This window comes from Novosphingobium sp. P6W, assembly GCF_000876675.2.
Lineage (GTDB): Bacteria > Pseudomonadota > Alphaproteobacteria > Sphingomonadales > Sphingomonadaceae > Novosphingobium.
The window spans coordinates 2,294,290-2,318,658 of the sequence record NZ_CP030352.1 but is presented as its reverse complement, the minus strand read 5'-3'; the positions used below and the strand labels follow the sequence as shown (position 1 = coordinate 2,318,658).

At 65.0% G+C, this 24,369-nt stretch carries 21 protein-coding genes; 11 read left to right on the top strand and 10 right to left on the bottom strand.

Translation table 11 applies throughout. From position 1 onward, the window contains the following. Nucleotides 1-74: 74 nt before the first annotated feature. The 4 genes from TQ38_RS11225 to lepB all read right to left on the bottom strand — a co-directional run bounded on the left by TQ38_RS11225 (nt 75) and on the right by lepB (nt 3,821). Nucleotides 75-1,259, bottom strand: coding sequence for an SGNH/GDSL hydrolase family protein (locus tag TQ38_RS11225; protein ID WP_240197870.1), 1,185 nt, complete (start codon nt 1,257-1,259; stop codon nt 75-77). Next, nucleotides 1,259-2,155, bottom strand: a complete 897-nt coding sequence (gene era, locus TQ38_RS11220) for a GTPase Era (protein ID WP_043972534.1) — start codon at nt 2,153-2,155, stop codon at nt 1,259-1,261. The genes TQ38_RS11225 and era overlap by 1 nt, the downstream gene beginning before the upstream one ends. 139 nt (nt 2,156-2,294) lie before the next feature. Beyond that, nucleotides 2,295-2,963, bottom strand: a complete 669-nt coding sequence (gene rnc / locus TQ38_RS11215) for a ribonuclease III (RefSeq protein ID WP_043972535.1) — start codon at nt 2,961-2,963, stop codon at nt 2,295-2,297. Continuing rightward, the gene (gene lepB / locus TQ38_RS11210; protein WP_043972536.1) at nt 2,964-3,821 is read right to left on the bottom strand and encodes a signal peptidase I; all 858 of its coding nucleotides are present in this window, start codon (nt 3,819-3,821) and stop codon (nt 2,964-2,966) included. It lies immediately after the preceding gene. A 151-nt stretch (nt 3,822-3,972) separates the two neighbouring features. Between lepB and pgi the strand changes: the two genes are divergently transcribed. Continuing rightward, nucleotides 3,973-5,493 (top strand): glucose-6-phosphate isomerase, encoded by a 1,521-nt coding sequence (gene pgi / locus TQ38_RS11205; protein WP_043972538.1) that lies wholly within the window; start codon nt 3,973-3,975, stop codon nt 5,491-5,493. Nucleotides 5,494-5,697: 204 nt separating this feature from the next. Here pgi and TQ38_RS11200 read toward each other — a convergent pair whose 3' ends face one another. Beyond that, the gene (locus tag TQ38_RS11200) at nt 5,698-6,348 is read right to left on the bottom strand and encodes an alpha/beta hydrolase (RefSeq protein ID WP_043972539.1); all 651 of its coding nucleotides are present in this window, start codon (nt 6,346-6,348) and stop codon (nt 5,698-5,700) included. A 233-nt stretch (nt 6,349-6,581) separates the two neighbouring features. Here TQ38_RS11200 and gor point away from each other — a divergent pair, with 233 nt between their 5' ends. The 10 genes from gor to TQ38_RS11150 all read left to right on the top strand — a co-directional run bounded on the left by gor (nt 6,582) and on the right by TQ38_RS11150 (nt 18,881). Continuing rightward, complete coding sequence (gene gor, locus TQ38_RS11195; RefSeq protein WP_043972542.1) at nt 6,582-7,928, top strand: glutathione-disulfide reductase; 1,347 nt, start codon at nt 6,582-6,584, stop codon at nt 7,926-7,928. 210 nt (nt 7,929-8,138) lie between these two features. Beyond that, complete coding sequence (locus tag TQ38_RS11190) at nt 8,139-9,665, top strand: acyl-CoA carboxylase subunit beta (RefSeq protein WP_043972544.1); 1,527 nt, start codon at nt 8,139-8,141, stop codon at nt 9,663-9,665. A gap of 121 nt (nt 9,666-9,786) precedes the next feature. Beyond that, complete coding sequence (gene bktB, locus TQ38_RS11185; RefSeq protein ID WP_043972547.1) at nt 9,787-10,968, top strand: beta-ketothiolase BktB; 1,182 nt, start codon at nt 9,787-9,789, stop codon at nt 10,966-10,968. After that, nucleotides 10,965-11,402, top strand: coding sequence for a methylmalonyl-CoA epimerase (mce, locus tag TQ38_RS11180; RefSeq protein WP_043972550.1), 438 nt, complete (start codon nt 10,965-10,967; stop codon nt 11,400-11,402). The genes bktB and mce overlap by 4 nt, the downstream gene beginning before the upstream one ends. 124 nt (nt 11,403-11,526) lie before the next feature. Beyond that, nucleotides 11,527-13,686, top strand: coding sequence for a methylmalonyl-CoA mutase (gene scpA / locus TQ38_RS11175; protein WP_043972552.1), 2,160 nt, complete (start codon nt 11,527-11,529; stop codon nt 13,684-13,686). Between the two features lie 94 nt (nt 13,687-13,780). Next, nucleotides 13,781-14,851, top strand: coding sequence for a biotin synthase BioB (gene bioB / locus TQ38_RS11170; protein WP_370059769.1), 1,071 nt, complete (start codon nt 13,781-13,783; stop codon nt 14,849-14,851). Continuing rightward, nucleotides 14,848-15,726, top strand: a complete 879-nt coding sequence (locus TQ38_RS11165; RefSeq protein WP_240197869.1) for an alpha/beta hydrolase — start codon at nt 14,848-14,850, stop codon at nt 15,724-15,726. Before bioB ends, TQ38_RS11165 begins: the two co-directional genes overlap by 4 nt. Next, nucleotides 15,708-17,729 (top strand): acetyl/propionyl/methylcrotonyl-CoA carboxylase subunit alpha, encoded by a 2,022-nt coding sequence (locus tag TQ38_RS11160; protein WP_043972561.1) that lies wholly within the window; start codon nt 15,708-15,710, stop codon nt 17,727-17,729. The genes TQ38_RS11165 and TQ38_RS11160 overlap by 19 nt, the downstream gene beginning before the upstream one ends. 1 nt (nt 17,730) lies before the next feature. Further along, nucleotides 17,731-18,102, top strand: a complete 372-nt coding sequence (locus tag TQ38_RS11155; protein WP_043972565.1) for a tRNA-binding protein — start codon at nt 17,731-17,733, stop codon at nt 18,100-18,102. Beyond that, complete coding sequence (locus TQ38_RS11150; protein ID WP_043972568.1) at nt 18,102-18,881, top strand: thioesterase family protein; 780 nt, start codon at nt 18,102-18,104, stop codon at nt 18,879-18,881. Before TQ38_RS11155 ends, TQ38_RS11150 begins: the two co-directional genes overlap by 1 nt. Nucleotides 18,882-18,887: 6 nt before the next feature. Here TQ38_RS11150 and TQ38_RS30575 read toward each other — a convergent pair whose 3' ends face one another. The 5 genes from TQ38_RS30575 to TQ38_RS11130 all read right to left on the bottom strand — a co-directional run bounded on the left by TQ38_RS30575 (nt 18,888) and on the right by TQ38_RS11130 (nt 24,136). Beyond that, nucleotides 18,888-19,064, bottom strand: a complete 177-nt coding sequence (locus TQ38_RS30575; protein WP_205316026.1) for a hypothetical protein — start codon at nt 19,062-19,064, stop codon at nt 18,888-18,890. A gap of 76 nt (nt 19,065-19,140) precedes the next feature. Further along, nucleotides 19,141-21,498 (bottom strand): bifunctional diguanylate cyclase/phosphodiesterase, encoded by a 2,358-nt coding sequence (locus tag TQ38_RS11145; RefSeq protein WP_043972571.1) that lies wholly within the window; start codon nt 21,496-21,498, stop codon nt 19,141-19,143. Between the two features lie 175 nt (nt 21,499-21,673). Next, nucleotides 21,674-23,497, bottom strand: a complete 1,824-nt coding sequence (gene glmS / locus TQ38_RS11140; RefSeq protein WP_043972574.1) for a glutamine--fructose-6-phosphate transaminase (isomerizing) — start codon at nt 23,495-23,497, stop codon at nt 21,674-21,676. Nucleotides 23,498-23,514: 17 nt separating this feature from the next. Beyond that, nucleotides 23,515-23,880 (bottom strand): type II toxin-antitoxin system VapC family toxin, encoded by a 366-nt coding sequence (locus TQ38_RS11135; protein ID WP_043972577.1) that lies wholly within the window; start codon nt 23,878-23,880, stop codon nt 23,515-23,517. 22 nt (nt 23,881-23,902) lie between these two features. Beyond that, complete coding sequence (locus TQ38_RS11130; RefSeq protein WP_043972579.1) at nt 23,903-24,136, bottom strand: CopG family transcriptional regulator; 234 nt, start codon at nt 24,134-24,136, stop codon at nt 23,903-23,905. Nucleotides 24,137-24,369: the final 233 nt, after the last annotated feature.

Sequence of the window (24,369 nt, the reverse complement as noted above, 5' to 3'; positions counted from 1 at the left end):
TTCGGTGCGGCCGCCGGGGGCGCTCGCTGAAGGGGGGCGATTACTGCGTCAAGTTTGCAGAATTGCGACGGGTTTTAACGCTTCGTGGCGGTCGTCGGCTTCGCGGGGGCCTTCACCGTCGGCGCGGGTACCGGCACTGCGGGGGCGGGCGCATTCGGTGCGGTCATCGTGGGGGCCTGCCCGGGCGGGTTGAGGCCCGGTTCGGCGGTGACCGGCGACCTGACCGGCTTGACGCCGCTCTTGATGAGCCAGGCGGCGATGGCGTCGGCGGTGGCCTGCATCCCGGCCTTGTTGAGATGCCACTGGAGGCCCTGGCGGCCGTCGTAGCCGGCAGGTGAGCCGATCATCCATGGCTCCTTGTCGCACGGCGTATGCGCGGCCGAGGACAGGTTCATCTCGATCGCCGGCACGCCGTGGGCTTCCGCGACGCGGGCGGTGATTTCGACAAGGCGGCGGCCGATTTCGCGCACGATGGCGGCGTCGGTCTCGCTGACCGGAGTTGCCGGGCACAGGCCGCCGGGCCTGGGTAGCGGGTTGAAGTACTGCACGAAGACGAGGCGGGCCTGCGGGGCGGTGGCCTTGATGCGCCGCGCGATCTCGTTCAGCTGCGCTTCGTCGCGCACATAGTCCGCTTCGGTGGGGACGCGCACGGCGCCGCAGGCGCGCGTCTTGGCGCCTGGAACCGGAGCCAGCTTGGCGTTGAAGGCGCAGGTCGCCGAGAACAGGTTGCCGATGTACGACAGGTCGTTACCGCCGATCGTCACGGTGACGAGACGGGTTTCGGGCGTGACGCTGATGATCTGCGGCGGCACTTCGTTCCACGGGCCAAGCACGTTTTCGGTGGTGGCGCCCGAGCAGCTGCGGTCGATCAGCTCCACGCCGAAGCGTTCCGCCAGCAGCGTGGGGTAGTTGTTGAAGCTCTGCCCGCAGCGCGCCGGCCAGCTTGGCTTCGAGGGCGGCAGCTGCGGCCCGGCCGCGAAGGACGAGCCGATCGCGACGTAGCGCTTGTCGAGCAGGCTTTCCATGACGACGGGCTTTGTCGCCTCGACGGGGAGGATCACCTTGACGGCTTCTACGGGGGCGGGCGCCCCTTTCTTGCCCTTGGGTTTCACGACCTTGGGCTTGTCGACCTTCGGCTTTTTGACCGTGGCGGCCTTGGCCTTGTCCGTTGTCGTTGCCTGTTGGGCGAGTGCCGGCATCGAGGCGGCCGTGCAGCCCAGCAGCAGCGCTGCGCCAAAATTCCTCAACACCGGCGTCATCACTTAACCCAGTCCAGCCTGATTTCTTCGTAGATGTCGCGGGCGGAATCGGCCCAGTTTTCCTCGACCTTGACGTGGAGGAACAGGTGGACCGGATGGCCGAGCACCGCGGCCAGTTCGGTACGGGCCGCTTCGCCGATGGTCTTGATCTTGGCGCCGCGCTTGCCCAGCACGATCGCCTTCTGGCTTTCGCGGGCGACGACGATCTGCTGGCGGATCTCTACCGAGCCGTCCTTGCGCGGGGTGTAGCTTTCGGGGCGCACGGCGGCATCGTAAGGCAGCTCGTCATGGAGCTGGCGATATATCTGCTCGCGGGTGATTTCGCAGGCCAGCAGACGCTCGCTGGCGTCGGAAACCTGGTCTTCGGGATAGTGCCACGGGCTTTCCGGCATCAGCTTGGCGAGCCAGGACTTGAGCTGGGGCACGCCGTCGCCGGTCAGCGCGGAGACGAAGAACACTTCGTCGAACATGGAGTCGGCGGCGAATTCCTGCGCCAGTTCGAGGAGCTTTTCCTTGACGCTGGCATCGACCTTGTTGAGCACCAGCAGCTTGCGCTCCGGGCGGTGCTTGAGCGATTCCAGCAAAGGCGCCAGTTCGTGGCGGCGCAGCTTCACTGCGTCGACCACCAGCAGGATCGCGTCGGCCTCCTGCGCGCCTTCCCAGGCGGCGGCGACCATCGCCCGGTCGAGGCGGCGGCGCGGCTCGAAGATGCCGGGGGTGTCGGCCAGGATGATCTGGGTTTCTTCCTCCAGCGCGATGCCGAGCAGGCGGGCGCGGGTGGTCTGGGCCTTGGCCGAGGTGATTGCCACCTTCTGGCCGACCAGCGCGTTGACGAGCGTCGACTTGCCCGCGTTGGGCGCGCCTAGGACGGCGACGAGACCGCAATGCTGGGTCATGGCTTGGCGGCTCCCGTGGTGTGTGCCGGATGGTGCTTCGACAAGCTCAGCATGAGCGGAATTCCATAAAGAATAAAATTGTTCCTGAATATTGTAGCAAGCTTGCGGTCATGCCGAGCTTGTCGAGGAATCCGGGGTATCACCCGAATTTCCTCATGAATTCCTCGGCGGCGCCGGTTTCGGCGTCCTGCTTCGAGTTTGCGGTGGCCTGGGCCGAACCGACGTTGTGAACCGATACCTCGACCGTGAAACGCGCGGCATGATCGGGGCCGGAGCGGTCGAGCAGTTTGTATTCGGGCATGCGGCGGCGGTTGCCGGCGGTCCATTCCTGCAGCGCGGACTTGGGGTGCTTGCGCTTGCCGGTCTTGCCGTGGAGCACGTCGCTCCAGAGCCGCAGGACCATGTCGCGGCCGCCTTCGAAGCCGCGCTCGGTGAAGCAGGCGCCGATCATCGCCTCCATCACGTCGCCCAGGATGTTCTCGGAATCCTCGCCGCCATCGTCGCGCGCCTGCTTGCCCAGCCGCATGTGCGGGCCGAGTCCGATTTCCCGCGCGATGATCGCGCAGGTGGCGCGGCTGACGAGCGCGTTGAGGCGCTGCGAGAGGCGACCTTCCGCCTCCTCGCTGTTGCGGTAGAGCCATTCTGCGACCGAAAGCCCCAGAACGCGGTCGCCCAGGAATTCCAGCCTTTCGTAATTGCGCTTATCGCCGGTGGACCCGTGGGTCAGGGCCGAGAGCCAGAGAGCCTCGTCGGCGGGTTCGTAGCCGGCGTGTTCGGTCAGGAAGGCGCGGGTGGGCGCATCAAGCACTCAGATAACGCTCCCGATACGGTTCCAGCGCGCGGCGGTGAACCAGGTCCAGGGCTTGATCCATTCGGACGAGCCATCGGTGGAGAACATCATGACTGCGGCCTTGCCGACCAGGTTTTCCTGCGGAACGATGCCGATACCGCCGCCCTCGACCGCCGGAAAGCGGCTGTCCATCGAGTTGTCGCGGTTGTCGCCCATCATGAACAGGTGATCCTCGGGGACGATGAATACGCCGGTATCGTCCTGCGGGGTCTGGCCCATGTCCAGCACGGTGTAGCTTTTGCCGCCGGGCAGGGTTTCACGGAACTGCGGGTAACGGCAGACCGGCGTACCCTTGTCGTCGGTGCTGTCGAAGCCGGGGCCGCAATCGGTGTTGGGGCTGATCGGTACGAGGAAATCGGCGACCTTGACCTTGGGAATAGCCTTGCCGTTAAGCCAGACCTGACCGCCCTTCATCTGCACTTCGTCACCGGGCAGGCCGATTACGCGCTTGATGTAGTCGACGTCGTTGCCCGGGGGCGCCTTGAAGATCGCCACGTCGCCGCGTTCGGGCTGGCTGGCGAAGATGCGGCCCGGGATCAGCGGCACGCTGAACGGCAGCGAATAGCGCGAGAAGCCGTAGGACCACTTGGTGGCGAACAGATAATCGCCGGTCAGCAGCCGAGGCAGCATGGATTCGCTGGGGATATTGAAGGGCGAGATGATGAAGCTGCGCAGGATCAGCACGCCCAGCACCAGCCACGCCAGGAAGGAGAAAAAGCTCTCGTCCTTTTTGACCGGAGTTGCCGGTCCGGTGACGGGCTTGTCCGCAGGGGCGTTCGCGGCGGCCTCTGCGGCTTGGATAGGGGTATCGCTCATGGCCTGAACCCTTGCCCACGCGGGCGCGCTCCCGTCAAGTGCGATCCCCACCAACGTATGACACTGGCCGATAATTGCACAACTCGGGCTTGGATTTCGCACTTGCGGAACGCATAAGGCCGACCAACACGGCCAACAGGAGTTGCACGGCATGAGCGAAGCGGTCTGGAAGAAGCTTCAGGGACTGGAAAAGCCGACTCTGGCGCAGCTTTTCGGCAGCGACCCGGCACGCCTCGACACATTCGCCACCGAGCTTGAATTGGGCGAGGAGGAGAACTCCACCGGTATCCGCTTCGACTGGTCGAAGACGCACCTCGACGCGGCCCATGTCGCCGCCTTCGAGGAACTGGCCGCGGCGATGGACTTCGACGGCCGCCGCGCCGCGCTGTTCGCGGGCGAGATCGTCAACACCACCGAGGGCCGCGCGGCTGAGCACACCGCCCAGCGCGGCGTCGGCAAGGACGAAAGCGTCGATCTGGCGGCGATGTACCACCACCGCATGGCCGCGATCGTCGAGGCGATCCACCGCGGCGCGATGGGCGAGGTGAAGCACTTGATCCACATCGGCATCGGCGGTTCGGCGCTTGGCCCGGCGCTGGCCGTGGACGCGCTGGCACGCAAGGGCGCGCTGGTGGACGTGCATGTCGTCTCCAACATCGACGGCTGCGCTCTGGAACAGGCGTTCAAGGCGTGCGACCCGGCCACCACGATGCTGGCGGTCGCCTCCAAGACCTTCACCACGCTTGAAACGATGACCAACGCCGAAAGCGCGATCGCGTGGCTGCGCGACAATGGCGTCGAGGACCCCTACGGCCGCGTCGTGGCGCTGACCGCCTCGCCGGAAAAGGCGATGGAATGGGGCGTGGACGAAACCCGCGTCCTGCCGTTCTCGGAAAGCGTGGGCGGACGGTATTCGCTGTGGTCCTCGATCGGTTTCCCGGTCGCCATGGCGCTGGGCTGGCCCGATTTCGCCGAGTTCCTGGCCGGCGCCGCCGCGATGGACGTGCATTTCCGCGACGCGGACGGCATCGCCAACCTGCCGCTGCGCGCTGCTTTCGCCGACCAGTACTACACCCGCCTGCGCGGCTGTCAGACACGTGCGGTCTTCGCCTATGACGAAAGGCTGGCGCTGCTGCCCGACTATCTCCAGCAGCTGGAGATGGAATCGAACGGCAAGAGCGTGAAGATCGACGGCACCCCCGTCGACGGCCCGACCGCGCCGATCACCTGGGGCGGCGTCGGCACTGATGCCCAGCATGCGGTGTTCCAGCTGCTGCATCAGGGCACCAACCTGGTTCCGGTGGACTTCATCGCCTCGATCGAACCGGGCCATGACCAGGCCTCGGCGCATCACCGTATCCTGCTGTCCAACTGCTTCGCACAAGGCGCGGCGCTGATGGCGGGCAAGGCCAGCGAAGATCCGGCGCGGGCTTATGCCGGCAACCGCCCCTCGGCAACGATCCTGCTCGACGAAGTCAGCCCGGTGACGTTCGGCGCGCTTGTGGCGTTCCATGAACACCGCACCTTTGCGAACGCGGTCCTGATGGGCATCAACCCCTTCGACCAGTTCGGCGTGGAACTGGGCAAGGAAATCGCCAACAAGATCGAGCAGGGCGGCACTACGTTCGACCCCTCGACCGAGGCGCTGCTGGCTATCGCCGGTATCGGCTGATCGGGCAGGGCCTGTCGTAAGGGGGCTTCGACATGCTCAGCCTGAGCGGATTTGGGAGGTTGTTGGTCCTCAATCCGCAAGGTGCCCCGGCCACCGCCGCTCATCCTGAGCTTGTCGAAGGATGGGGAAAGCCGCCGCCGCAGAAACTTACGCCGGAGCGGGCGCTAGTCTCGCCCCGGCGCCCTGCAAGGGGCTGTTGACGCGTCAGGCGCGGTATTCGAGGCCTTCTGCCCAGTCGCCATGCGCGGCCCTTGGCGATACGGGCGCCGCCGCTACCTGACCGTCGAGCAGCCGCGCCAGAAGGTGCTTGCCGTCCTCCCAGCTTCCAAGGCCGGAGTCGGCGTTGATGTGCCCGGCATTGCCGGCATCGACAAAATCGCTCCCCCAGCGCCGGGCAAGGCCCTTGGCCGTATCGAAGCCAATCCACGGATCGTTGCGGCTTGCCACCAGCAGCGAGGGGAAGGGCAGCGCATCCGCCGGAGTGGGCGCGAAGCCGGTCAGGCGTTCGTCGCGGGGGAAGAAATCCACCTCGGGCGGGGCCACCAGCATGGCGCCGATCACCGGCGCCGCGTAGCCGGGCTGCTCGAACTTGGACCACCATGCTGTCAGCACGCAGCCCAGGCTATGGGCCACCAGCACCACCGGCCGTCCGGCGCGGTGCACGGCAAGGTTCAGGCGATTGATCCAGGTATTGCGGTGAGGGGTGTCCCAGCTGCCCAGTTCGGCGATCTGGCAATTGTCGATCTCTTCCGCCCAGCGGCGTTGCCAGTGGCCGGGGCCACTGCCTTCGAGGCCGGGGACGAGCAATATCAGCGGTTCCTGCTTGTCCGCCGAGGCGTTATGCGAACGTGCCATCGGTGATCTCCCAGTCGTGATGCGCTGCCATGCGAAGGAGCAGCCATAGACTCGGATATAAACTCAACCAATCTGGTTGACAATAGGGCGGCGCTAAATCGAGTGAAGCGCACGTCGGATTGCAACGGCGCGGCGGCCCCGGTGATCGTTGGTGTTTGGTCGTCGGCACGTGGTTGCTGGCAATCGGCGGGGCCATGTCCCATATGCGCCCCAACGCAACGGAGCACAGACGCATGGCCGAATACGACTACGACCTCTTCACCATCGGCGCCGGTTCGGGCGGCGTGCGCGCCAGCCGCGTGGCGGCTGCGCACGGAGCGCGGGTTGCCGTGGCCGAGGAGTTCCGGGTCGGCGGAACCTGCGTGATCCGGGGCTGCGTGCCCAAGAAGATGCTCGTCTACGGCGCTCACTTCGCCGAGGATCTGGAGGATGCCCGCCACTTCGGCTGGGACGTGGGCGAGCCCAAGTTCGACTGGATCAAACTGCGCGACAACGTATTGGGCGACGTGGACCGGCTGAACGGCCTCTACACCCAGACCTTGGAGAACAACCAGGTCGAGATCTTCCACGAACGCGCCGTGATCACCGGCCCCAACGAGGTCACGCTGGCAAGCGGCGAAAAGAAGACGGCGAAGCACATCCTGATCGCCACCGGCGCGCGCCCGCACGTGCCCTCGTGCCCGGGCCACGAACACGGCATCACTTCGAACGATGCCTTCCACCTCGACGCCATCCCGAAGCGCGTGCTGATCGCGGGCGCGGGCTACATCGCCAATGAGTTCGCCGGCATCTTCCACCAGTTCGGCGCCAAGGTGACGCTGATGAACCGTTCCGACCAGCTGCTGCGCGGCTATGACGAAACGCTGCGCGACCGCCTGCTGCAGATTTCGCTCATCAAGGGCATCGAGTTCCGCTTCAATGCCGGGTTCGAGAAGGTAGAGAAGAACGAGGATGGCAGCCTTACCGTCCACATGAGCAATCATGAACCGCTCGACGTCGACTGCCTGCTGTTCGCCACTGGCCGCGTGCCCAACATCGAGGGCCTTGGCCTTGACGACGTGGGCGTGAAGCTGAACGAGAAGGGTGCGATCGAGGTAGACGAGAATTCGCGCACCAGCATCGAGAGCATCTATGCCGTGGGCGACGTGACCGACCGCGTGCAGCTGACCCCCGTCGCCATCCGCGAAGGGCAGGCCTTTGCCGACAGCGTGTTCGGCGGCAAGCCGACGACGGTCGACTATTCGTGCATCCCCTCGGCCGTGTTCAGCCATCCGCCGATCGCCGCCGTGGGCCTGACCGAAGCCGAGGCGACGGCGCAGTACGGCTCGGTCAAGGTCTACACCAGCGACTTCCGCTCGATGAAGAACGTCGTCGCCCACCGCAACGAACGCTCGCTGTACAAGATGGTCTGCGAGGCTTCGACCGAGCGCGTGCTGGGCATCCACATGATCGGCGCCGAAGCGCCCGAGATCATGCAGGCCGCTGCGGTAGCCGTGAAGGCAGGCCTCACCAAGGCCGACTTCGACGCCACCGTCGCCATCCACCCGACGATGGCGGAGGAACTCGTCCTCCTGAAGTGACAGGGGCGGGGGGGCAGATACTATCCGCGCCGTCCCGGATCAGGTCCGGGACGGCGCGGTGCTGTCCATATCGCCTGACGGATATAGCGGAAACAGCCCTGCGATTTGTGTTAACCGAGCGATTAAAACTGTTGACCTGAGCGCTTCCAGCTGCCTTTACGGGGCAAGGGCATTTCGATGCCGTGACCATTGGGTACATAGGGAAGCCGGATGTCAGCAAACATCGCCGAAATGGAAAAGCGCCGGGCAGCAGCCAAGCTGGGCGGCGGGCAGAAGCGCATCGATGCGCAGCACGCCAAGGGCAAGCTGACCGCGCGCGAACGTCTCGACGTGCTGCTCGACGAGGACAGCTTCGAGGAGATGGACCTCTACGTCGAGCATGACTGCACCGACTTCGGCATGCAGGATCAGAAGATTCCCGGCGACGGCGTGGTTACCGGTTCCGGCACGATCAACGGCCGCCTCGTCTTCGTGTTCAGCCAGGACTTCACGGTGTTCGGCGGTTCGCTTTCGGCCCGCCACGCGCAGAAGATCTGCAAGGTGATGGACGCGGCGATGAAGGTCGGCGCGCCGGTGATCGGCCTCAACGATTCGGGCGGCGCGCGCATCCAGGAAGGCGTCGCTTCGCTGGGCGGCTATGCCGACGTGTTCCAGCGCAACGTACTTGCCTCGGGCGTGGTGCCGCAGCTTTCGCTCATCATGGGGCCTTGCGCGGGCGGCGCGGTCTATTCGCCCGCGATGACCGACTTCATCTTCATGGTGAAGGACAGCTCCTACATGTTCGTGACCGGCCCTGAAGTGGTCAAGACCGTCACCAACGAGGTCGTCACGCAGGAAGAGCTGGGCGGCGCGATCACGCACTCCAGCAAGACCTCGGTGTCCGACCTGGCGCTTGAAAACGACATCGAGGCGCTGTTGGCGGCGCGCGATTTCTTCGATTTCCTGCCTGCCTCCAACCGCGACGACGTGCCGGAACGCCCCTGCTCCGATGCCTGGGACCGTCTTGAGCACACGCTCGACACGATCATTCCGCCGTCCGCCAACCAGCCCTACGACATGCAGGAAGTGCTGCGAAAAACTCTCGACGAGGGCGAGTTCTTCGAACTGCAGCCGCTCCACGCGGGCAACATCCTGATCGGTTTCGGCCGGATCGAGGGCAGGACTGTAGGCATCGTCGCCAACCAGCCGATGGTTCTGGCGGGCGTGCTGGACATCAACTCGTCCAAGAAGGCCGCGCGGTTCGTGCGCTTCTGCGATGCGTTCAACATTCCGATCGTGACCTTCGTCGACGTGCCCGGCTTCCTGCCCGGCACCGACCAGGAGCATAACGGCATCATCAAGCACGGTGCCAAGCTGCTGTTCGCCTACGGCGAGGCGACCGTGCCCAAGATCACCGTCATCACCCGCAAGGCTTACGGCGGCGCCTACGACGTCATGAGTTCCAAGCACCTGCGCGGCGATCTCAACTACGCCTGGCCGACCGCGGAAATCGCGGTGATGGGCGCTAAGGGCGCGGTGGAGATCATCTTCCGCGGGCAGGACGCCGAAGGCATCGCCGCCAAGACCAAGGAATACGAAGACCGTTTCGCCAACCCCTTCGTGGCGGCAAGCCGGGGCTACATCGACGAGGTCATCTACCCGCACTCGACGCGCCGGCGCATCGCGCTGGGCCTGCGCAAGCTGGCCAACAAGAGCATCGAGAACCCGTGGAAAAAGCACGATAACATTCCGCTCTGATACACGCCTGAGGCGCGGTCAGGGCTGCGGGCGGTGTTCTTTTTGAGAGTACCGCGATCGCGAACGGAGGTTGAAGAGGACCTCCGCTCGAAACCGAGAACAAGGGATTGGAAGACAGGTCATGGAAGATATCTACATTGTCAGCGGCGTGCGCACGGCAGTCGGTGACTTCGGCGGCTCGCTCAAGAGCTTCATGCCCTCGGACCTGGGCGCGCTTGTCGCTGCCGAGGCGCTGAAGCGTGCCGGCATCGAAGCCGAAGCGGTCGAACATGTCGTTATCGGCCAAGTCATGCCGACCAGCGCCCGCGACCAGACGCTTTCCCGCGTGATCGGCATCAAGGCCGGCATCCCGCTTGCCACGCCTGCGCTGACGCTGAACCGTCTGTGCGGATCGGGCGTGCAGGCGATCATCTCGTCCGCGCAGATGATGAAGCTGGGCGAGGCTTCGGTCACGCTGGCCGGCGGCGCCGAGGTGATGTCGAACGTGCCCTATCATGACCACGGCGTGCGCTGGGGCAAGAAGATGGGCGCCAACACGCAGGAAGACGCGCTGACGCTTGGCCTGTCGGACGCCATCGGCGAATATCACATGGGCATCACCGCCGAGAACGTGGCGGAGCGCCACCACGTTTCGCGTGAGGACATGGACGCACTGGCCGCAACCAGCCACCAGCGCGCCGCCCGCGCCATCGCGGAAGGCCGCTTCAAGGACCAGATTCTTCCCGTCGAGGTGAAGACGCGCAAGGGTGTCACCGTATTCGACACCGACGAGCATGTCCGCGCCGACACCACCCCGGAAACGCTGGCCAAGATGAAGCCGGCCTTCAAGAAGGACGGTTTGGTCACCGCCGGCAACGCCAGCGGCATCAACGACGGCGCCGCCGCCGTGGTGCTGGCCACCGGCACCGAGGTCGAGAAGCGCGGACTCAAGCCGCTCGCCCGGATCGTTGCCTGGGGCCACGCCGGCGTCGAGCCGGAATACATGGGCGAGGGCCCGATCGTGGCGGTGCCGATCGCGCTGAAGCGCGCGGGCCTGACCCTCGACCAGATCGACATTATCGAGAGCAACGAGGCTTTTGCGGCGCAGGCCTGCGCCGTCGCCCGGGCCCTTGGCTTCGATCCCGAAAAGGTGAACCCCAATGGTTCGGGCGTTTCGATCGGTCACCCGGTCGGCGCGACGGGCACGATGCTCACCATCAAGTGCGCCTATGAACTGAAGCGCACCGGCGGCAGGTACGGCCTCGTCACGATGTGCATCGGCGGCGGGCAGGGCATCGCTCTAGTGATCGAGAATGTCGCATGAAGCTGGGCCGCCTCAACCACATCGGCGTCGCCACGCCCGATCTCGACGCCTCGATCGCGTTCTACCGGGACGTGATGGGCGCCGCCGACGTGACCGAGCCGTTCGTGCTGGAAAGCCAGCAGGTGCGCGTGTGTTTCGTCAACACGCCGGGCGAAAACGGTACTGCGGGCACGCAGATCGAACTGCTCCAGCCGACCACGCCGGAATCGGCGGTGGGCAAGTGGCTGGAGAAGAACCCCCTCGGGGGCCAGCACCACATCTGTTACGAAGTGCCCGACATTCAAGAGGCGAAGGCCTGGTTCGAGAGCCTCGGCAAGCGCGTTCTGGGTGAACCGCGTGTCGGCGCGCACGGGACCATGATATTCTTCGTCCACCCCAAGGACATGGGCGGACAACTGACCGAGATCATGGAAACGCCCAAGGGCGCGCACTGAGTCAGATTTCCTCCGTCATCCTGAACTTGTTTCAGGATCCATCGTGCCCCGAAGGACGGACGGAATGGATCGAAAAATGGATCCTGAAACAAGTTCAGGATGACGAAATTGGCGAGGCAAGGCGATGACTGACAAACCCACCATCGAGACTTGGCAGGCAGCGGCTGACAAGGAAGTCAAAGGCAGGGACCTGACCTGGAACACGCCTGAAGGCATCGCGGTCAAGCCGCTCTACACCGCCGAGGACGTGACCGTGGACCCGGGCCTGCCGGGCTACGCGCCGTTCACGCGCGGCGTGCGCGCCTCGATGTATGCGGGCCGTCCCTGGACCATTCGCCAGTACGCCGGTTTCTCCACTGCCGAGGAATCGAACGCTTTCTACCGCCGTAACCTTGCCGCCGGACAGAAGGGTCTGTCGGTCGCCTTCGATCTGGCCACGCACCGGGGTTACGATTCGGATCACCCCCGCGTGGTCGGCGATGTCGGCAAGGCCGGCGTTGCGATCGACTCGGTCGAGGACATGAAGATCCTGTTCGACGGCATCCCGCTCGACAAGATGTCGGTCTCGATGACGATGAACGGCGCGGTGATCCCGATCCTGGCCTTCTTCATCGTCGCCGGCGAGGAACAGGGTGTCGACCGCAAGCTGCTCGACGGGACCATCCAGAACGACATCCTCAAGGAGTTCATGGTCCGCAACACCTACATCTACCCGCCCGAGCCGAGCATGCGGATCATCTCGGACATCTTCGGCTACACCAGCCGCGAGATGCCCAAGTTCAACTCGATCTCGATTTCCGGCTATCACATGCAGGAAGCGGGCGCGACGCAGGTCCAGGAACTGGCCTTCACCATCGCCGACGGCGCGGAATATGTGAAATACGGCGTCGCCTCGGGCCTTGACATCGACAAGTTCGCGGGCCGCCTGTCGTTCTTCTTCGCCATCGGCATGAACTTCTTCATGGAGATCGCCAAGCTGCGCGCAGCGCGCGTGCTGTGGCACCGGGTGATGACCGATCTTGGCGCCAAGGACGAGCGTTCGAAGATGCTGCGCACCCATTGCCAGACTTCGGGCGTGTCCCTGCAGGAGCAGGATCCCTACAACAACGTCATCCGCACCACGGTCGAGGCCATGGCCTCGATGCTGGGCGGCACCCAGTCGCTGCACACCAATGCGCTGGACGAGGCGATCGCGCTACCGACCGATTTCTCGGCCCGCATTGCCCGCAACACCCAGATCATCATCCAGGAGGAGACCGGCATGTGCAATGTCGTCGATCCGCTGGGTGGCTCGTATTACATCGAATCGCTGACGCAGCAGCTGGTCGATCAGGCCTGGGAAATCATCGAGCGCGTGCAGGCAGAGGGCGGCATGGCCAAGGCGGTTGCCGCCGGCTGGCCCAAGGCGATGATCGAAACCGCCGCCGCTTCCCGCCAGGCGCGTGTCGACCGGGGTGACGACGTGATCGTGGGCGTCAACAAGTACCGCCTCGCCACGGAAGATGCGATCGAGACGCTCGACATCGACAACGCCAAGGTCCGCGAAGGCCAGATCGCCCGCATCAACAAGATGAAGGCGGAGCGCGACGAGGCCGTCTGCCAGGCTGCCTTGAAAGCGCTGGCGGCAGGCGCCGCGTCGCCCGCCAGCATCGAGAACAATCTGCTCGCCCTCGCGGTGGAAGCCGCCCGCGCGCGCGCCACGCTGGGCGAAATCTCCTACGCGATGGAAGAGAGCTTCGAGCGCTACGGCACTCAGCCTACTCCGGTGAAGGGCGTCTACGGCGCCCCTTACGAGGGCGATACTCGCTGGCAGCAGGTGCTTGACGGTGTGCAGGCGGTGGAACGCCGTCTGGGCCGCAAGCCCAAGCTGCTCGTCGCCAAGATGGGCCAGGATGGCCACGACCGAGGCGCCAACGTCATCGCTTCGGCATTCGGCGACATGGGCTTCGACGTTTATTCCGGGCCGTTGTTCCAGACGCCCGAGGAAACCGTGGTGCTGGCGCTGGAGAACGAAGTCGACGTCGTCGGCGCCTCCAGCCTTGCGGCAGGTCACAAGACGTTGATCCCCGAACTGATCCAGCAGCTGCGCGATGCCGGCCGCGGCGACATCAAGGTGATCGCAGGCGGCGTGATCCCCGCGAAGGACTATGAATACCTGCGTAATTCCGGCGTTCAGGGCATCTACGGGCCGGGCTCGAACGTGGTTGAATGCGCCGCCGACGTGCTGCGCCTGCTTGGCCACAACATGCCGCCGGCAGGCTCCGAACTGCAGGCGGCCGAGTAAGCGTTGTGCAGGGGGTCTTGCGAGAACTGGCAAGGGACGGCTCCAGGCTCTATGGCTGGGCGCTGGCCCCCATGCCGACGATGCTGCCTGAGGAATGACTATGACTGATACCCCCGCCGTCGCCGCCCCTACTTTGGCCCGCACCGACTGGACCCGCGAGGAAATCGCGGGTCTGTTCGACCTGCCGTTCACCGAACTGGTGTTTCGCGCAGCCGAGGTTCACCGCGCCAATCACAAGGCCAACGAAGTGCAGCTTTCGACGCTGCTCTCGATCAAGACCGGCGGCTGCGTCGAGGATTGCGGCTATTGCTCGCAGTCGGTCAAGGCCGACAGCGGCGTCAAGGCGACCAAGCTGATGGAGGTGCAGGCCGTCCTCCAGCGCGCGGCGCAGGCACGCGATCAGGGCTCGACCCGCTTCTGCATGGGCGCCGCCTGGCGCAACCCCAAGGACCGCGACATGCCCGCGATCATCGAGATGGTGAAGGGTGTGCGCTCGATGGGCCTTGAAACCTGCATGACGCTGGGCATGCTCACGCCGGATCAGGCCGACATGCTTTCGGACGCGGGGCTGGATTACTACAACCACAACATCGACACTTCGCCTGAGCGCTACGACCAGGTCATCACCACGCGCACCATGGACGACCGCCTCGACACGCTCTCGAATGTGCGAATGGCAGGCATCAACGTCTGCTCGGGCGGCATCGTCGGCATGGGTGAGACCCGCGCTGACCGCGTCGGTTTCGTCCACACGCTCGCTACGCTGCCGGATCATCCGCAGTCGGTGCCGGTCAACGCGCTGGTGCCGGTCAAGGGCACCGTGCTGGGCGACATGCTGGCCGATACCCCGCTTGCCAAGATCGACGATGTGGAATTCGTGCGCACCGTGGCGGTCGCGCGCATCACCATGCCGCTGTCGATGGTGCGTCTTTCGGCGGGCCGTGAAGCGATGTCCGATATGACGCAGGCGATGTGCTTCATGGCCGGGGCCAACTCGATCTTCACCGGTGACAAGCTGCTTACCGCGCCCAATTCGGGCGATGACAACGACCTGGCGATGTTCGCGCGGCTGGGCATCAAGCCCATGGCCATCGACCTGACGCCGGGGCAGGTGGAAGCCCAGCGCATGCCCAAGGGCTGCGCCAAGCTGGAAGCTGCCGAGTGATCGAAAGGGCGGGATCAATGCTGCTGGCGTTGTCCTGCCTTTTTTCCGCGCCTTGCGCCGGGGCCGCCGCGCCGACTGCGGTTGTTGCCTCGTCTGCCCCTGCCGTGCCGATCACGATCGGCAAAACGCACCTCGTTCCCTTCGCCAAGGACGATATGCGGCAGGTGAACGTTTATCTGCCCGATGGGTATGAGAAGGGGGATGGGCGCTATCCTGTCCTCTATCTCATCGACGGCGGGCTTTCGCAGGATTTCCTTCACGTCGCCGGAACCAGCGCGCTGAATGCCGTGTGGGGGCGTTCGCTGCCGGTGATCGTCGTCGGGATAGAGAGCAAGGACCGGCGGGCCGAACTGATCGGCAGCCCCGGCAATGCAGGCCAGCACAAGCAGTATCCCACCGCCGGGCAGTCCGCTGCTTTTCGCGCTTTCCTGCGCGACCGTGTGAAGCCGCTGGTCGAGGCGACCTATCGCACCAACGGCGATGATGGTGTGATCGGCGAATCGCTTGCCGGACTGTTCATCACCGAGACCTGGCTGCGCGAGCCCGGCCTGTTCCGCCGCTATGCCGCCATCGACGCGAGCTTGTGGTGGGATGACGGCGCGCTTGCGAAAGCGGCTGCGGGTCTGCTCGCCGCCGATCGGCAGCGCGGCACGCTGTTCCTGACATATTCGAACGAAGGGCCGGAAACCGCGCAGGCGGCAAAGCTCGTCTCGGATGCGGGTGGACCGCTCGTCTGTCTTGTCCCGCGTGAGGACCTGACGCATGCGACGGCCTATCACACGCTCGCACCGCAGGCGCTGCAGTTCCTGTTTCCGACCGATAACAAGCATGACGCTGAATGGGGCTTTGAGGTTACATGTTCAAAAAAATCCTGATCGCAAACCGGGGCGAGATCGCCTGCCGGGTCATCAAGACCGCGCGCCGCATGGGCATCCAGACCGTCGCTGTCTATTCCGACGCCGATGCCCGCGCGCCTTTCGTGCAGATGGCGGATGAGGCGGTCCACATCGGCCCGGCGCCCGCCGCGCAGTCGTACCTGATTGCCGACAAGATCATCGCCGCCTGCAAGCAGACCGGCGCGGAAGCGGTCCACCCCGGCTACGGCTTCCTGTCCGAGCGGACCTCCTTCGCAGAGGCGCTTGCCGCAGAGGGCATCGAGTTCATCGGCCCCCCCGTCAATGCGATCGCGGCGATGGGTGACAAGATCGAGTCCAAGAAGCTCGCCAAGGCGGCCGGCGTCAATGTGGTTCCCGGCTTCGTCGGTGAGATCGAGGATACCGAGCATGCCGTGCGCATCTCGGCCGAGATCGGCTACCCGGTGATGATGAAGGCGTCCGCCGGCGGCGGCGGCAAGGGCATGCGCCTGGCCTACAACGAAAACGACGTTCGCGAGGGCTTCGAGGCGACCAAGCGCGAAGGCCTTAACTCCTTCGGCGACGACCGCGTCTTCATCGAGAAGTTCATCCTCAACCCGCGCCACATCGAGATCCAGATCCTCGGCGACAAGCACGGCAACATTCTTTACCTGAACGAGCGCGAATGCTCGATCCAGCGCCGCCACCAGAAGGTGGTCGAGGAAGCGCCGTCGCCCTTCGTCACCCCGGCGATGCGCAAGGCCATGGGCGAGCAGTGCGTCGCCCTGTCGCGCGCGGTGGGCTATTACTCGGCCGGTACGGTGGAACTGATCGTCTCGGGTGCGGATGCCAGCGGCGAGAGTTTCTACTTCCTCGAAATGAACACCCGCCTGCAGGTGGAGCACCCGGTTACCGAGGCGATCACCGGCGTCGACCTCGTCGAGCAGATGATCCGCGTCGCAGCCGGCGAGCCGCTGGAAATGACGCAGGACGACGTGAAGATCGAAGGCTGGGCCATCGAAAACCGCGTCTACGCCGAGGACCCCTATCGCGGCTTCCTGCCCTCCACCGGGCGCCTGTCGCGCTACAATCCGCCGGTCGATGGCTGGACCGAGGACGAAGAAGCCAACGGACGCCGCGGTATTGACGGCGTGCGCGTGGATGACGGCGTCTACGAAGGCGGCGAAGTCTCGATGTTCTACGATCCGATGATCGCCAAGCTCATCACCTGGGGCGAAACTCGCGACGAGGCCGCCGACAAGCAGGTCGCTGCGCTCGACGCCTTCGAGATCGAAGGGCTGGGCCATAACATCGATTTCGTCTCGGCCATCATGCAGCACCCGCGCTTCCGCTCGGGCGAGCTGACCACCGGCTTCATCGCGGAGGAATATCCCGATGGCTTCCACGGCGCGCCCGCGTCGGATGATCTCAAGGTGAAGCTGGCCGCCGTGGCCGCCTTCGTCGCCACTGCCCGGTCCGACCGCGCGCGTCAGGTGGAAGGCCAGCTTGGCGGCCCGCTCGACCCGCCGAGCGCCTGGACCGTGACCATTGGCGGCACCGTCCACGAAGTCGAACTCGACGAGGATCTGCTGACGGTGAACGGCGAGGAGGTCGATCTCGCCCTCGAATACACGCCGGGCGACCGTTTCGTGGAAGCCGATGTCGACGGTGAGGATCTCGTTCTCAAGCTGGAGACCACCCGCACCGGTTTCAGGATGACCACGCGCGGCGCGATCCACAAGGTTGAGTGCCTGCCCACGCGCATCGTCGGGCTGACGAAGCATATGATCGAAAAGGTCGCGCCCGATCTTTCGCGTTTCCTGATCTGCCCGATGCCCGGCCTGCTCGTCTCGCTCAGCGTGGCCGAGGGCGACAAGGTCGAGGCTGGCCAACCGCTTGCCGTCGTCGAGGCGATGAAGATGGAAAACATCCTGCGCGCCGAAAAGTCTGGCACGGTGAAGACCGTCAGTGCCAAGGCCGGCGAAAGCCTGCGTGTGGATGCGATCATCCTCGAAATGGAGTGACATGCACCTCGATCACGACCCCGCCGCACCCGCAGCCCAAGAGATCGGCTTCGACGATTTCCTGAAAGTGGACATCCGCGTCGGCACTATCGTCGCGGCGGACGTTTATGAGGGTGCGCGCAAGCCCAGCTACAAGCTGCGGATCGATTTCGGTCCCGGCATCGGCGAGAAGAAGAGCGTCGGCCAGGTGGCCGCGCTCTATTCGCCCGAGGAACTGGTCGGGCGGCAGGTGGCGGCGGTGGTGAATTTTCCCGCTCGCCAGATTGGCAAGGCACTGTCCGAAGTGCTGACGATGGGCTTTGCGGATGAGGAGGGCAGGGTGGTTCTGTTCTCTCCCGACAAGGCGGTGCCCAACGGATCGCGGCTTTTCTGATGGCGGGCCTCGGAACCATGATTGCCGAGGCGGAGCCTCTGGAAGGCGGCTTCGCGTTGGACATCACCGAGGACTGGCTGCAGGGGCGCACCGCTTATGGCGGGCTGACCTCCGCCATTGCGCTGGCGGCGGCGCGGGGTGTTTCGAACGAGCTTGCGCCGCTGCGCTCGGGCCAGTTTTCGATGATCGCACCGCTTGCCGGGCGCGTCGAGGCACGGGCGAGAGTGCTGCGGCAGGGGCGCAATGCGACCTGGGTTGCCGCCGAACTGACTGGTGAGGGCGGGGTGGGCTTTACCGCCAGTTTCGTCTTCATGCGGCCGATCGAGAGCGTTCTTTCCATCGATCATTACGCGCTGCCTGAAGGGGTTATTCCGCTGGGCGATGCGCCGCCGGTGCCGATGGATCAGGCTCCGGCCTTCCTGCGCAACCATTTCGAGGTCCGTTTCGCCATGCCCAAGGCTTCGCTGGGAGAGGCGGACTTGTGCTGGTGGGTCCGCCCCCGGAAGCGCGGCGGCCTTCACCCGGAAGTGGAAGCCGTGCTGTGCGGGGATGTGCTGCCGGTGGCGGTGTGGCCGCTGCTGTCATTCCGCGTGCCGATCTCGTCGATGCAGTGGCATGTCAACGTGCTGGACCCGCGCCCGGACGCTGACGGTTGGTGGCTGATCCGCTCGACCAGCGAACACGCGGCGCATGGCGGGGCGAGCGAACATATCATGCAGTGGCGCGCGGATGGGACGCCCGCGATCGCCGGGATGCAGTCGGTCGCCGTATTCGGCTGACGGGTCTTAGCGGCCGCGTATGCCTTTGATGAACGCGTAGGAACCTGCGCCGAACACCACCAGCGCCGCTGCAAAACCGGCGCCCGCGCCCCATTTCGCACCCTGCGCTCCCCACAAAAACCCTCCGCCCGCCAGGCCGAGCAGCGGCAGGACGATCAGCAGCAGGCATCCGATAACGGGCATGGGACAGGTTTCCGCATAAAACAGGGAAGTGCGGGTATTCGCACTCGTGGCATGAACTTGGCCTGATCCGGCGCGCTCAGGCTACGCTTTGGCGGTCGACCTGCGCCTGGCTGCGGAACAGGCCTTGCGCGTCGGTAGGGGACATTGGGCGGCCGAAGAAATAGCCCTGGATCTTGCGGCAACCCAGCTTGCGGATGACCTGCACCTGCTTTTCGGTTTCCGCACCTTCGGCCGTGGTCGACATGCCCAGGCTGTCGGCCATCGCGACGACGGCGCGGATGATGGCGAGGCTTTCGGCATTGCCGGTCGCGGCGCCCTGTACGAACGAGCGGTCGACCTTGATCGTCGAAAAGCGCAATTTGCGCAGGTAACCGAGCGAGGAATAGCCGGTTCCGAAATCGTCAAGCGCCACCGCGCAGCCCAGGCTCATGATCTGTTCCAGCGCCGCGCGCGCCTGGCTGGCATCGCGCAGGAAGATGCTCTCGGTGACCTCGATCTCGAGCCGGTGCGCGGGAAGGCCGCTACCCGAAAGCGCGCCCACGACGCTGGCCGCGAAGTTGCTGTCCAGCAGTTGTTCGCCCGATACGTTCACCGCCACGCGCACGTGGGGCGGCCAGTTCATCGCCTCGCGGCAGGCCTCGCGAAGGACCCATTCGCCGATCGGGACGATAAGGCGGGTATCTTCCGCCAGCGGCACGAACTTGGCAGGGCTGACCGCGCCATGTTCGGCATTGTCCCAGCGCAGCAGCGCCTCGAAACTGAGCACGGCTTCGGATATCGCATCGACCACCGGCTGGTAGACGACGTGGAATTCCTTGCGGTCCATCGCGCGGCGCAGCGCGAATTCCAGCTTGCGGCGTTCTTCGGCATGGGCGTGGAGCGCGGGCTCATAAGTGCAGTGCGTGTTGCCGCCAGTGTCCTTCGAGCGATAGAGCGCGAGGTCGGCGTTGCGCATAAGCGTCTCGACGCTGGAGCCGTCGCGCGGGCCCATGGCCGAGCCGATGGATGCGCCGACGAACAAGGTGTGCTGGTCGATCTCGTAAGGCTGCGATAGGCGGTGGATCACGCGCCGGGCGACCTGGTCGATATGCTTGGCGTCCGAGGCATCGCGGATGACGATGGCGAACTCGTCGCCGCCGAGGCGCCCACACAGCTCGTTCTCGCTCATCTGCTCCTTGAGCCGTTCCGAAACACGCGCCAGCAACTGATCGCCGATGTGGTGGCCCAGCGTGTCGTTGACGGCCTTGAAGCGGTCGAGGTCGATCATCAGGAAGGCGCAGCGGGTGCGCCACTTGTCCGCATAGTCCAGCGCGCCGGCCAGTGTCTCGGTCAGCATCATGCGGTTTGGCAGGCCGGTCAGCGTGTCATACCGGGCGAGCCAGGCGATCTTGTCGGAATTTTCACGCGCTTCGGTGACGTCCGAGCCGACGCCGCGAAAGCCGTCGAAAACGCCGTTTTCGTTGATGCGGGGGGTGCCGGAAAGCTCCCACCAGCGCGCCTGTCCATCGATCGCGGCGCGCACCAGCAGGTTAGAGAACGGTTCGCGCCGCTTCAACCGTTCGGCCAGTTCGTGCAGGCTGGGAGGGAACTGGCCTGTTTCCCAAGCGGGGCCGGAAATCAGCTGAATCAGAGGCATGCCCTCTGCCCCCGCAGCGTCGCGGTCCAGGGCGTAGGCGAAGCGCGGAGATACCGAGCGAACCCGGCGGCCGGTATCTATCTGCCATAGCCAGTCGGCCTGGCCTTCCTGGAATTCGCGCAGAAGCAGCGAAACGACCTCGTCCTTTTCGGCCAGGCCGGCCTCGGCGATCTTTGCGGCGAGATAGCGGCGGGCACCCTCGATCGCGCCGATCAGGATGATGCCCATGAACAGCACCGCGATCGCGGCCATATCGTAGCTGGCGCGCAGCACGAAAGTGGCGATTGCCGCGCCGCCGACGATGCCGGAGAACAGCAGCGTGCTCATCGGCACCGCTGGGATGAGGATCACCGATGCCGCCATCAGCATGGCCAGCACGGTCCAGACCTTCACTTGCGTCTGCAGGTCCACGAACATGGCCAGCCCGCATAGGGGCAGGGCCCAGACCAGGCCGTTGCCGATCGAGCCGAGCATCTGCGCCCTGACCTCGTCGTGGGTGACGTGGCGGCGATCGGTGTCGGCCACCGAGCAGTCGATACGGTAGCCGTGCCAGTGACTGAGGGCGAGCAAGACCAGCCATGATGCGACGGCAAGGAGAGGGACCCGGCCGAGCAGCAACATGGCCGCGGCCAGCGCCGCTGCCGCCTGAGCGGAGATACGCATGAAGCTCGTGCGCCGAAGCGTGGAGAACTGGAGCCCGCGCAGCCGCGCCCAGTCCCCGTCGGCGGGCTCCGACAGGCCAAGAACCGCAAGAACCGGAAGGTCTTTCGGTAGGGCTTTGCTTGCAAGTGTCCTCATGTTCACGCGCAAAGGGGTAGCGTTCAAAGGGTTAGCGGGAGGTTAAGTAATTGACCCAGTACGGATCTACCCGTGGATAGATGCGTGCAGGATGGTCCTGTTAACCCCTTGCCATTCCCCGCCTTTGCTAATTGCCGCCTTTCCTGTTGGCCCGCCGGGCTATCCGGCCTCCACCTTATTCGACAGTGACGCTCTTGGCGAGGTTGCGCGGCTGGTCGACGTCGGTGCCCTTCACGCAGGCGACATGGTAGGCCAGGAGTTGCACCGGCACTGCATAGACGAGCGGGGCGATCAGCGGATGCACACGGGGCATCTCGATCGTGGCGATACAGCCTTCGCCGGCCTCGGCGATGCCTTCCGCGTCCGAAATCAGCACCACCTTGCCGCCGCGCGCACGCACTTCCTGCATGTTGCTGACGGTCTTCTCGAACAATGGGCCGGATGGGGCCAGGACGATCACCGGCACCGCCTCGTCGATCAGTGCGATGGGACCGTGCTTCATCTCGCCCGAGGCATAGCCTTCGGCGTGGATGTAGCTGATTTCCTTCAGCTTCAATGCGCCTTCGAGGGCCAGCGGATAATCCGGCCCGCGGCCCAGATACAGCACGTCGCGCGCGGGGGCGATGAGGTGAGCCATGGCGGCGATCTCCTCGTCGTGGTCGAGCGCGGCGTTGAGGCTGGCCGGGGTCTGGAGCAGGTGATGGACGACTTCCATCTCCTCCGCCCGGTCCATGCGCCCGCGTTTCACCGCCAGGTGCGCGGCTAGCGCGGCAAGGACGGCGAGCTGGCAGGTGAAGGCCTTGGTCGAAGCGACGCCGATTTCCGGCCCGGCGTGGGTGGGCAGCAGCAGGTCGGCCTCGCGCGCCATGGTGCTGGTGGGCACGTTGACGACGACGGCGATGGTCTGCCCGGCGGCCTTGCAGTGACGCAGCGCGGCGAGAGTGTCCGCCGTCTCGCCCGATTGCGAGATGAACAGCGCCAGGCCGCCCGCTTCCAGAACGGGGTCGCGGTAACGAAACTCGGATGCCACGTCGATGTCGACAGGTAGGCGGGCGAAAGTCTCGATCCAGTACTTGGCGACCATGCCGGCGTAATAGCTGGTGCCGCAGGCGACGATGGTGATGCGGTTGATCGCGCCGAGGTCGAAGTCGATCTGGGGCAGGGCCACCGACTGGTCGACCTGGCGCAGATAGCTGCGCAGGGTCTGGGCGACCACGGTGGGCTGCTCGAAGATCTCCTTCTGCATGAAGTGGCGGTAGTTGCCCTTTTCGATGGCGACGGCAGAAGCGCCCGAGGCGACGATCTCGCGCGTTACCGGGTTGTTCTGCGCATCATAGATCTGCGCGCCCTCGCGGCTGATGACGACCCAGTCGCCCTCTTCGAGATAGGTGATGCGCTGGGTCAGCGGGGCCAGGGCCAGCGCGTCGGAGCCAAGGTAGGTTTCGCCGTCGCCGTAACCCACCACCAGCGGGGAGCCGAGGCGGGCGCCGATCAGCATGTCGGGGAAGCGGCGAAAGGCGATGGCCAGCGCGAAGGCGCCGCGCAGCTGGGGCAGGGCGGCCTTAACGGCGTCTTCGGGGGAAAGGCCGGCCTCGACCTGTTCGGAGACGAGGTGGGCGACGACTTCGGTGTCGGTCTGGCTCTCGAACTTGCGGCCGCGCGATTCGAGGGATTCGCGCAAGGGTTTGAAGTTTTCGATGATGCCGTTGTGCACCAGTGCCAGTTCGGCGGTGGCGTGGGGGTGGGCATTGGCGGCGGTGGGCGCGCCGTGGGTGGCCCAGCGGGTGTGGGCGATGCCGGTGAGGCCCGGCGCGGGATCGTGCGTCAGAACCTTCACCAGGTTGAGCAGCTTGCCCTCGGCGCGGCGGCGAACCAGCTGGCCGTCATGGATGGTGCACACGCCCGCGCTGTCGTAGCCGCGATATTCCATGCGCCGAAGTCCGTCGACCAGACGGTCTGCCACGTCTTCCTTGCCGACGATGCCAATGATGCCACACATGAGCGTATGCGCTTTCTTTAGAGGGTATAGGGGATGCGGACGCCCGGCATGCTTGCCGGAAAATCCTTGGTATTTCGTGTAACGAGAATGGCGCCGTGCACCTGGGCGGTTGCCAGGACCAGGGCGTCGAGCAATTTGATCTTCGTGCGGTTTCGGATGTCCGCGGCCGCCGTGGCAGCGCGGGCCTCGATTTCGACGACCTCGAAGTAAGAGATCAGCTGCTGCACTCTGGGCCGCGTTTCCGGCGGTTCACCGGCCAGGATTTCGGTCCAAACGATTCGGCTGATCCGGTGACGGTCATAGCGCGACAGTTCCGCCGCGGCCTGCGGACGATCCTTCAGCCAGTCGATCAGGATGTTGGTGTCGAAGAAGGGATCGGCCACGGTGTTTTGAATTGCCCGCAAGTCAGTCGAAAGTACGGTCGGCGCGCATGGCACGCTGGTGTTCCACGCCGTCGCCGATATCGTCGCGGTGCTTCCAGTAGCCGGCCCCGCGCGCAATCCAGTCCTGCGATGATTCGGCGCGGTAGACACTGACCGCCTCACGCAGGACCGACGCGCGCGACTTGCCCTGCTGGGCCGCGCGGTCATCGAGCCAGCGGATGTCCTCATCGGGAAGGTCTGCAAGGATCCGAGTCATGACGGCGCGATATCATATCGCGATATCATTCTCAACGAGGATGCATCTGGTGTCATGCCGATACCATGGACCAGCGAGGGTTAACGGCCACTTGCCTGGACATTACATCGCCGTCATGCGCTGGCCGGTTCTGGCCCCTCATGATTCTGCGGCGACAAGTATCCGGGGCGCTGTGAGTTCAAGGCTAGCGAATGCGACGAACGGCGGCATGATTTCGGCAAGACGACTTGTCA